The organism is Pedobacter sp. (assembly GCF_040513095.1).
Classification (GTDB): Bacteria; Bacteroidota; Bacteroidia; order Sphingobacteriales; family Sphingobacteriaceae; genus Pedobacter.
The window spans coordinates 67487-77308 of the sequence record NZ_JBEVDX010000043.1 but is presented as its reverse complement, the minus strand read 5'-3'; the positions used below and the strand labels follow the sequence as shown (position 1 = coordinate 77308).

Below are 9822 nucleotides of genomic sequence, written 5' to 3'. Positions count from 1 at the left end.
GTCGGATTCCAAACCCAGGAATTTGATGTAAAGGAAGCCGGTTCACAGCTAAATATAGAACTGGTTACCCAAACGATTATCGGGAACGAAGTAGTGATCACGGCATCACGCGTGCCCGAAAGCATTCTCAAATCTCCTGTGGCAATCGAGAAACTGGATATCCGAGCTCTTCGTGAATCACCGGCTCCCAGCTTTTACGACGCCCTGGAAAATGTAAAGGGTGTACAGATGACAACCGCAAGTCTTACCTTCAAAATCCCGAACACCAGGGGATTTAATATTCCAAGCAACTACAGATTTGTACAACTGGTTGATGGTATAGATATGCAGGCTGCAACTTTAGGTGTACCGCTTGGAAATGCAATCGGTCCAACAGAACTTGATATAGCCAGCGTGGAAATCACTCCCGGAGCAGCTTCGGCATTATATGGGATGAACGCCATCAATGGAATGTCCAACCTGATTACAAAAAGCCCCTTTTTATATCAGGGACTTAGCTTCTACCAGAAAGGTGGATTGAATCACCTGGGTGGAACAGGCCGCGATATGAGTAATCTTACTGAAACTGCAATCCGCTATGCAAAAGCGTTCAATGACAGGTTCGCTTTCAAAGTGAACTTAAGTTACCTCAGGGGAACCGACTGGCTTTCTGATACAAGAACAGACCAGAATCCGAATAACCTGAAAACTGCCAATCCTTCATTTCCGGCCTTAAATGGTGCGAATAACGTAGCATTTGACGGATGGAATAAATATGGTGACGATGTGCTCGCAGGTAGTAATACTGTGTCAGTTTCCGGACTGAATATCGACGGCAAAGCAAACCAGACATTAAATGTGGCAAGAACAGGTTACTGGGAAAAAGACCTGGTAAAACCCAATGTAGATAACCTTAAATTTGATGTGGGATTAAACTACCGCTTTGGCAAGTTCGCTGAACTGTCTTATACCTATAGGGTAGGAAAAATGGATGGTGTGTTTCAAAGGGGAAATAAAATCCAGCTCGACAATGTAGTGATTCAAAATCATAAGATTGAACTGAAGGGAAGTAATTTCCTGATCCGTGGAAACGTATCCCTCGAAAACTCCGGTGATTCCTACAACGTAAAACCTCTGGCAGATAATCTTGACCTGGCAAGCGGTGGAAGCGGAACAGTATGGGGTGCAAAATACAAAACGGCACTGAACGCCTATGCATCTTCCAATGGAGGGACATTAACAAGTTCAAACCTTGCAGCTGCAACAGCTTATGCAAGGCAACAGGCTGATGCAGGCAGGGTAGAGCCCGGAACACAGGCTTTTGAAACCTTAAAGAATACAATCATAGGAATCAATAACTGGGACATCAGATCATCAACAATTCCTGATGCTCCGGTAACGGGTGGTGCAGCGCTGATTCAAAAAAGCAGAACATACAATTTTGAAGGCCAGTGGGATTTGTCCAAAGCCGTTAAATTTGTAGACCTTTTGGTAGGTGCAGATACAAGAATTTACCAGATCATACCAGATGGCAACAGCTTCGTAGATTTTAGCCGCCCTATAGCAGACCGCAATAAGGAATTAGCAGACGGAACCTACGGAAAGAACATCTATTATAAAAAGTTCGGCGGTTTTGCCCAGATCACTAAAACATTCTTTGAAGAAAAACTGAAACTGTTTGCTTCCTCACGTCTGGATTACAATCCATATTTCGATCCGAAACTTACACCAAGGTTAGCCGCAGTATTCTCTCCTGATAAACATAATAATTTCAGGGTTACTTATCAGCAGGGATACCGTTTTCCGGGCTTGTTCGAAGCCTTGTCGTACGTAAATAACGGACGGGTAAAACGGGTGGGCAGCCTTTCTTTCATCAACGATGGCTTAGGTTATCTTGATAACAGTTATACCCGCGCATCCGGAGTAGTATTTAATTCGGCGGTAAATTCGGCTGTAGCAGCTGGTGCAGATAGAAATACGGCCGCGCTGGCAAACCGTGACCTGCTGGTAAAAGCCGATCTGCCAAAAGCAACGCCTGAGAAAATCAACTCTTTTGAGGTTGGTTACAAAAGTGTGCTGCTTGAAAATACACTATCAATTGATATCGATGCCTACACTAATACTTACACAGGATTTTTAGGTCAGGTGCAGGTAGATGTTCCTAAGGGCGCAACAGTTGGATCTGATGCTGCAGTACTCAATATGCTGGATGCAAACAGGGATGCAGGACAGGACCGTTACCGTGTTTATACCAATGCCAAAAACAAATACACCAACTATGGCTCGGCACTTGGGATAACCTATAATTTCTATCAGAAATACACTGTTGCAGGGAATGTAAGTTACAATAAGATCAAAGCAAGCAAAGCTGATGATATTTTCGTAACGGGTTTTAACACGCCCGATTTTGCCACCAACCTGACTTTCGGAAACAGGGAAATTGTAAAAAACCTGGGTTTCAGCGTAGTGTACAAATGGCAAAACTCATTTTTATGGGAAAGTCCGCTGGTAACAGGAAAGGTAAATGCAATCAATACTTTCGATGCACAGGTATCATACCGTATGCCTGCTTCCAATGCAACAATCAAATTGGGTGGAACAAATATCTTTAACAAGCCATTTATTCAGTATGCAGGCGGACCAACAATAGGTGCGCTGGTATATGCAGCAGTCACCTTTGAGGGACTGCTGGCCAAGTAAATATCAAAAGAGAAAGCCCCTGAATTTTCAGGGGCTTTCTCTTTAAGATCAGATCTTATTTAGTTCCAGCAGGAGCAGGATGTTTCAGCGAAAAGGAAAGTAAATCGAGAGCGATTTCATCCACATCTTCGGCAGAATTGCTCAGGATCACTACACCAATTTTTTTATCCCTGATGTATCCGCACCAGGTTCTGAAACCAGCAGTGCCGCCGTTATGCCACACATTGATAGTTCCCCTGAAAGGTGATAACATCCATGCCAGGCCCCTGCTGAAATCAGCCTGACGGTCGGTCTCCTTATGGCTCAGCACAAAATCAGGATTGGTATTGGCCATGTTTGCTTTAAGGTAGCTGAGCATATCCTGCGTATTGGATTTTAATCCTCCGCAGGCTTTGAAAGCAGCTAACTGCCAATAGGAAACGGCCTTGCCACTTTCATCGGAATATCCTGTAGTCATCATTGCCCGTTCGCTTTCCGGCACATCAAAATAGGTACTATTCATTTTTAAGGGGCCGGTGATGGTATTTTTGACAAGTTCTTCCAGTGGCTTGTGGTAAATGTTTTCGAGGATCGTGCCCAGTATGGCGAAGCCAAGGTTTGAGTATTCAGATCTTGCGCCGGCAATGGTATCCGGTTTGAAAGTTTTCAGGTACTGGTAGATCATTTCCTTTGAGTAATGCGCATACGGGTCTTCGGCATTATATCCCGGAGAACTTGATAAATCGAGGGGAAGACGTGGCAGTCCGGAGGTATGGTTAGCCAGGTTTACGATCCTGATTGGCGTCCCTTTGAACTGCAGCTCAGGATATTCTCCAGGCAAATATTTGCGGATATCATCAGTCAAAGCAATCTTTTTCTCATTGATGGCATGTGCAAGCAGGGCAGCTGTAAACGTTTTGCTGATGGATCCGATTTCGTACAAAGACTTTTCATCAGGAAGGGTATTGCTCTCTTTTTTAGTTTCGCCATAAAAGTAAGAGGAAACAGTATTGCCCTCTATTATTCCAATACTGAGGCTGCTGTTATTCGAATCTCTTAAATAAGCCCGTGCCAGTGAATCGAGATGTAACTGAAGTTGTGTTTGCTTCGGATTGCTGGTTTTAATCAGGGCTGTGTTTCTGGGCGCCGCAATTTCTTTCTCGGGTTTTACGGGCAGCCACTCATAGTAGGTGATCAAAAGATCTTTTCGCACCGCAATTTTTAACCTCATTTTACCGCGCTCAAAATTCACAATATAGTTCGCGTTGGTCCTCACCTCATCAACATAATTCCAGGTAGTTATCCTGCCAAGAGGAGGAAGCAGATTCTCCTTATACAGTTGGATAATGCTTTCTTCCGTCAGAATACCTTTGGCATCAGGACTGAACTGATTGTATATCTGAGCATATAAACCCAGGTTATAATTGTCGGCAAGTTTGGCAACAGCCTGATCCGTAAAGGGGCGCTGCTGGGCAAAACTGCCAAAGCTGATGAAGAATAGGATAATAAATATGAATTTGTTCATTTAACCGGGCTTGATCAATTACACTAAATAGTTAAAGGTACTGATACAGAATTATTATTTATTCATCTGATGAACTTTTTATCCCTCATCATTAACATAAATTAACATTTACTGTAACGCAGCAGAGGGATAAGAGTCTTATCTTCAATTCATCAAATACAAATAAATATGAAAGGGAAACTGGGCTTTGGCATCGCTTTAATATTGGTTTTAAATATATCTTCTTCAGTCGCCCAGCGGATCAGCAGGATTGATGGAAGTAAAATCAGCGCTGATGTCCTGGACCAGGAAATTCCGGAGTTGATGCGCAAGGCACAGGTAGCCGGAATGGCGATTGCCATTTTTAACCAGAATCATACAGTTTACAAGAGAACATTTGGATATAGCAATGCCCTGACTAAAAAACCGCTTAAGTCTACCACCAATATCTATGGAGCTTCGCTCAGTAAGTCTGTATTTGCTGTGCTGGTCATGAAGCTGGTTGAAGAAGGTAAGCTCGATCTGGACAAACCTCTGCAGGAATATTTGCCGGAACCTATCTATGATTACCTTCATCTGAAGAGATGGCATGACGATTACAGCACATTGAAAAATGATACATTGTATCAAAAAATTACCGCCAGGATGTGTTTGGATCATACCTCCGGTTTTCCAAACTGGCGATGGGACCTGCCCGATCAGAAGTTAAAGGTAATGCGTGTTCCCGGCAAGAGATACAGCTATTCCGGTGAAGGGATGGTCTATCTCCAGGTAGTCATGGAAAAAATGTTTGGCAAATCACTGGAACAAATGGCCGCTGAACTGGTTTTCGAACCGCTCGGAATGAACTCTACAGCTTATACTTTTTTACCGGCTTTCGAAAAAGATTATGCCTGGGGACACAATACCAAAGGAGCTCTCTACGAGAAGGATAAAGACAACGAAGCCCGTTCACCAAGCACAATGGAAACTACGCTGGATGATCTTACATTATTTGTGGAAGGCGTACTGCAGGATAAGATTATTGATAAAAAGACGACTGCACAATTATTTACTCCACAGATCCGCCTGCGTTCTGTGCAGCAAATGGGACCTATGTCGCTGAAGGACACGGATGCATATGATGGAATCCAGCTGAGTTACGGACTGGGTTTTGGTTTGCTGAAATCGCCTTTTGGCTGGGCTGCATTTAAAGAAGGACATGGTGATGGCTTCCAGCATTACATGATCCTCTTTCCCAAACAGAAAACAGCTGTTCTGATTATGACCAACAGCGATAATGGCGAAAGCATTTTTAAAAAATTACTGGAACTGACAATCGCGGATAAATACACACCATGGAAATGGGAGAATTATACGCCGTATCCAGGAATGTAATCCCGGGTTAAAGTATTGGCTGAAGAACTTCCCAAACATTTTGCGCAAGAATCAGATGGCCCTGCGGGGTAGGGTGAAGGCCATCCTGCTGGATCAGTTTCGGTACGCCACCCACGCCTTTTAATAAAAATGGTATAAAAGCCATCTGGTTCTTTTTTGCCAGGGCAGGAAAAAGCTCCCTGAAGGGAACAGTATATTTTTCGCCCATGCTGGGCGGCATCTGCATGCCGGCAAGTACGAGTTTTGCATCCGGATATTTTTTATTCACCTTATCGATGATCGCCTGCAGATTAACTTCTGTTTCTTTCACAGGAATGCCCCTGAGCCCGTCATTTGCACCCAATTCAAGAACAAAAACAGCCACAGGCTGCCGCAATAACCAGTCGATCCGGCTCTTGCCATCTGCCGAAGTTTCTCCGCTTAATCCTGCGTTGATGATTTTATAGGGCAATTTTAAGGAGTCAATCCTATGCTGGATCAATGCTGGAAAAGCCTCCTCAGGATCTACACCCAGTCCTGCAGTAAGGCTGGTTCCAAAAAAAAGAATGTTTTTAGTATTGCTTTTTACAAGAGGTTTCGCAACAGCGGCAGCAGTGTCTGATGGTGTTTCACCTGATGCAGTTTTTTTATCATTGCTGCAGCCTGATAAGACGGCTATGAAAAGGCTGAAAAGAATAGAATAGAAGTAGCTGAACCGGGTTGATCTCATCTGGTAGAATAATAGAATGACTAATGGTATAAAAACAGAAAAACAGGGAGATAGTTTCAGTATCACGCTGTTTTCTAATATAACAGCAAAGTAACATAATTATGCCCTCCCAAACAATTAAAGGCTTTTAGCATTATATTTAAGTAACATTAGCGCCTTATTCACGTCAGACATCTATACAAACCGCTTTATCTTGGAAACTATCTTAAATATCAGAGCAGTCAGCAAGCATTATCAAAGTGCTGATTCATCACTAACTATACTGGACAATATCTCCTTCACTATCCAAAAGGGATCCACAGTAGCAATAACTGGTCCTTCAGGAAGCGGAAAAACTACTTTGCTGGGCTTATGTGCAGGTTTGGACCGCGCCACCGAAGGTTCTGTGGAACTTAATAATGTTGTTCTCGATAAATTGTCAGAAGACCAGAGAGCCGCAGTAAGGAACCAGCATGTCGGATTCATCTTTCAGAACTTCCAGTTGCTGCCCACACTTACCGCGTTAGAAAATATCATGGTTCCCCTGGAGCTAAGGGGGGAAAAGAATATCCGCCCGAGAGCCCTGGACTTACTTGAAAAAGTCGGACTTTCCGCCCGTGGAGACCATTATCCGGTACAGCTTTCCGGTGGTGAACAACAGAGGATATCCCTGGCAAGGGCTTTTTCAAATACACCGGCTATTTTATTCGCAGACGAACCAACAGGAAACCTGGATGGAGAAACCAGTGAAAAAGTAATCAAACTGCTGTTTGATTTAAATAAAGAAGCCGGAACCACACTGGTTATTGTAACACATGATATGGACCTGGCCGCGCGCGCAGACAGGATCATCCGTTTAAAAAGTGGGGTAATTATTGCCGATGAACAGAAAACATATGCCTGAGCAAAATAATCCCGGGCAGATCAGCCCTTCATTCCAGAGTTCTGCACCAGTTTCATGGCTGTTTAAAATGGCCTGGAGAGACAGCCGTAAAAACCGGTCGAGATTATTCCTTTTCACTTCATCCATCATCCTGGGCATAGCCGCCCTGGTAGCAGTTTATTCTTTCCGCGACAACCTGCAGAGGGATATAGACAACCAGGCGAAAGAACTGAGCGGTGCCGACTTAACTATTGACAGCCGGAAAGCAATCAGCAAACCGGTAATGGCCATGCTGGATACTTTAGGTAACCAGCGTGCAAAACAACTGGATTTTGCTTCCATGTTGTACTTTATAAAAAACCAGGGAAGCAGGCTTGTACAAATCAAGGCACTGGAAGGGAATTATCCATTCTATGGAAAACTTGAAACTACACCGGCTGCAGCAGCAGGGGCAATCAAAAATGGCCGGAATGCATTAGTCGACAGAACAGTGATGCTCCAGTTTAAAGCCAAACCCGGAGACTCCATCAGAGTGGGTAAAGTAAGTTTTGCCATTGCCGGATACCTGGATAACGCACCCGGACAGACAGGCTTCTCGACAACGATATCACCCGTAGTATATATACCACTTCAATACCTTGCAGAAACCGGTCTGGCAACATTCGGCAGCCGTATTCATTACTCTTATTTTTATCAGTTTAACAATCCCGCACAGCTCGGCCCATTGCTGAAAAAGATCCGGCCGGTGCTTGATAAAGAAGGTCTGGATCACGAAACCGTAGAGTCCAAAAAACGTGATACCGGTCGCTCATTTCAGGATCTCAGCCGATTCCTTGCCCTTGCAGGTTTTGTAGCATTGTTACTGGGCTGCATCGGCGTAGGTAGTGCCATACATGTATATGTAAATGAAAAGATTGCCTCCATCTCTACTTTACGCTGTCTGGGTGTCAAGGCATGGGAAGCATTTTTCATTTACCTCATCCAGATTACCTTTATAGGCCTTGCAGGAGCAATTGTGGGCGCCGCCCTGGGTACGGGAATCCAGTTTTTATTACCAGTGGTTTTAAAGGATTTCCTTCCGGTAGAATTTACCATGCAGGTATCCTGGACGGCTATTTTGCAGGGCATCTTAACCGGCTTGGTGATTTCCGTGCTGTTTGCTTTGCCATCGCTGCTTGCTGTTAGGCTGGTATCCCCACTAAACGCGATCAGATTGTCTTTTGAGCCTTCCCAGGCTAGGAAAGAACCCTTGAAATGGCTGGTTTATCTGGTTATATTTATGTTTATCACCGGATTCAGTTACCTGCAAATGGACAGCTGGATGCAGGCGCTGATTTTTAGCGGCAGTATCATAGTGGCTATCGCCATATTTTACGGACTTTCGGTTTTGCTCCTTACACTGGTCCGGAAAACCCTTCCTGCAAGTTTGAGTTACTCCTGGAGACAAGGCTTTTCTAACCTTTACCGGCCAAATAACCAGACCCTGATGCTGATCGTTTCCATCGGATTATCCACTGCCCTGATCGCCACTCTATACTTTGTACAAGGCATCCTGATCAGTAAAGTAACCCTTTCAACCGGAAAGTCACAGCCCAATATGGTGCTTTTTGATATACAAAGCAGTCAGAACAAAGCCGTAGCTACCTTAACTAAAAAATATCATTTGCCACTGATGAGCCAGGTGCCGGTAATTACGATGCGCCTGGAAGAGATTAACGGAAAAAATGCGGCTGAGCTTGCTAAGGCCGACAGCTTAAAGGGTAAGCCCAAAGCAGGAGACAATGAACGCAGAGAGTCATCCGGCAGGGCCTTCAAAGGTGAAATGAGAGCAACCTATGAGGAAAAACTAACTCCGGCAGAAACCTTAACCAGCGGAAAATGGAGGGCTAAGGTGAACTCTCCTTCAGACAGCATCTATATCTCCCTTGATGAACGATACGCAGAACGTATCAATGTAAAAGTAGGTGATAAAATACTGTTTAACGTACAGGGAATGATGATTCCAACAGTGGTAGGCAGTTTGCGCAAGGTAGACTGGGGCAGGGTACAAACCAATTTCAGGGTAGTGTTTCCTGCAGGCGTGCTGGAAGAGGCGCCGCAGTTCCATGTCATCATGACCAGGGTGCCCAACAATAAGGTCTCGGCAGAGTTTCAATCACAGGTGGTACGCAATTATCCCAACATATCGGTCATTGACCTTGGGCTCGTGCTGCAGGTACTGGATGAACTGCTCGGGAAGATCAGTTTCGTCATTCGCTTTATGGCTTCATTCAGCATGATCACCGGCTGGATCGTATTGGTTTCGGCTGTACGCAGCAGCAAAAATCAGCGCTTGCGGGAAATCGTATTGCTCAGGACAATAGGGGCAAAAGGAAGGCAGATCCTCTCTATTACAGCTATAGAATATTTATTCCTCGGCCTGTTCTCTGCCGCTGCAGGAATGATTATTGCCATCACCGGCAGCTGGGCATTGGCTACCTTTAGTTTCGGTTCAGATTTTCATCTTCCTGCCATACCAGCACTGGTATTATTTGCTTCAGTTATACTTATTGTAGTAATTACAGGAATGTTAAGCAGTACGAGTGTGCTTCGCCGATCGCCCTTAGAGGTCTTAAGAAAAGAGAGTTAGCAATTTAAGTCACATCTATAATGGTAAAATGTCCCAAAATTTGAAAATTCGGAACAACTTTTGCACATAGATTAAGATTTTAA

General features: G+C 44.3%; 6 protein-coding genes. 4 read left to right on the top strand and 2 right to left on the bottom strand.

Features of this window, described 5'->3' with window-relative positions; genetic code table 11:
• On the top strand, positions 1-2679 hold a 2679-nt coding region (locus tag ABWY16_RS06410), incomplete at its 5' end, for a TonB-dependent receptor domain-containing protein (protein WP_353903822.1).
• A gap of 55 nt (positions 2680-2734) precedes the next feature.
• Here ABWY16_RS06410 and ABWY16_RS06405 read toward each other — a convergent pair.
• The gene (locus tag ABWY16_RS06405) at positions 2735-4183 is read right to left on the bottom strand and encodes a serine hydrolase domain-containing protein (protein ID WP_353903821.1); all 1449 of its coding nucleotides are present in this window, start codon (positions 4181-4183) and stop codon (positions 2735-2737) included.
• A 168-nt stretch (positions 4184-4351) separates the two neighbouring features.
• Here ABWY16_RS06405 and ABWY16_RS06400 point away from each other — a divergent pair, with 168 nt between their 5' ends.
• A complete protein-coding gene (locus ABWY16_RS06400) occupies positions 4352-5539 on the top strand; it encodes a serine hydrolase domain-containing protein (protein ID WP_353903820.1) in 1188 nt (395 codons plus the stop codon).
• A 7-nt stretch (positions 5540-5546) separates the two neighbouring features.
• Here the strand turns inward: ABWY16_RS06400 and ABWY16_RS06395 are convergent, their stop codons facing one another.
• Entirely contained in the window at positions 5547-6248 is a 702-nt protein-coding gene (locus ABWY16_RS06395; RefSeq protein WP_353903819.1) for an arylesterase, read from the bottom strand.
• A gap of 193 nt (positions 6249-6441) precedes the next feature.
• On the opposite strand from ABWY16_RS06395, the gene ABWY16_RS06390 reads away from it, so the two are divergent.
• Together ABWY16_RS06390 and ABWY16_RS06385 are read left to right on the top strand one after the other, a co-directional pair.
• Positions 6442-7131: an ABC transporter ATP-binding protein gene (locus ABWY16_RS06390; protein ID WP_502930986.1), complete on the top strand. Its 690-nt coding sequence runs from the start codon at positions 6442-6444 to the stop codon at positions 7129-7131.
• A complete protein-coding gene (locus tag ABWY16_RS06385) occupies positions 7109-9739 on the top strand; it encodes an ABC transporter permease (protein WP_353903818.1) in 2631 nt (876 codons plus the stop codon). Before ABWY16_RS06390 ends, ABWY16_RS06385 begins: the two co-directional genes overlap by 23 nt.
• The last annotated feature ends 83 nt before the right edge of the window (positions 9740-9822 follow it).

Excerpts from the sequence above, each read along its gene's own strand:
- ABWY16_RS06405 (WP_353903821.1), bottom strand. The coding sequence starts at position 4,183 with ATGAACAAATTCATATTTATTATCCTATTCTTCATCAGCTTTGGCAGT.
- ABWY16_RS06400 (WP_353903820.1), top strand. The coding sequence starts at position 4,352 with ATGAAAGGGAAACTGGGCTTTGGCATCGCTTTAATATTGGTTTTAAAT.
- ABWY16_RS06395 (WP_353903819.1), bottom strand. The coding sequence starts at position 6,248 with ATGAGATCAACCCGGTTCAGCTACTTCTATTCTATTCTTTTCAGCCTT.
- ABWY16_RS06385 (WP_353903818.1), top strand. The coding sequence starts at position 7,109 with ATGAACAGAAAACATATGCCTGAGCAAAATAATCCCGGGCAGATCAGC.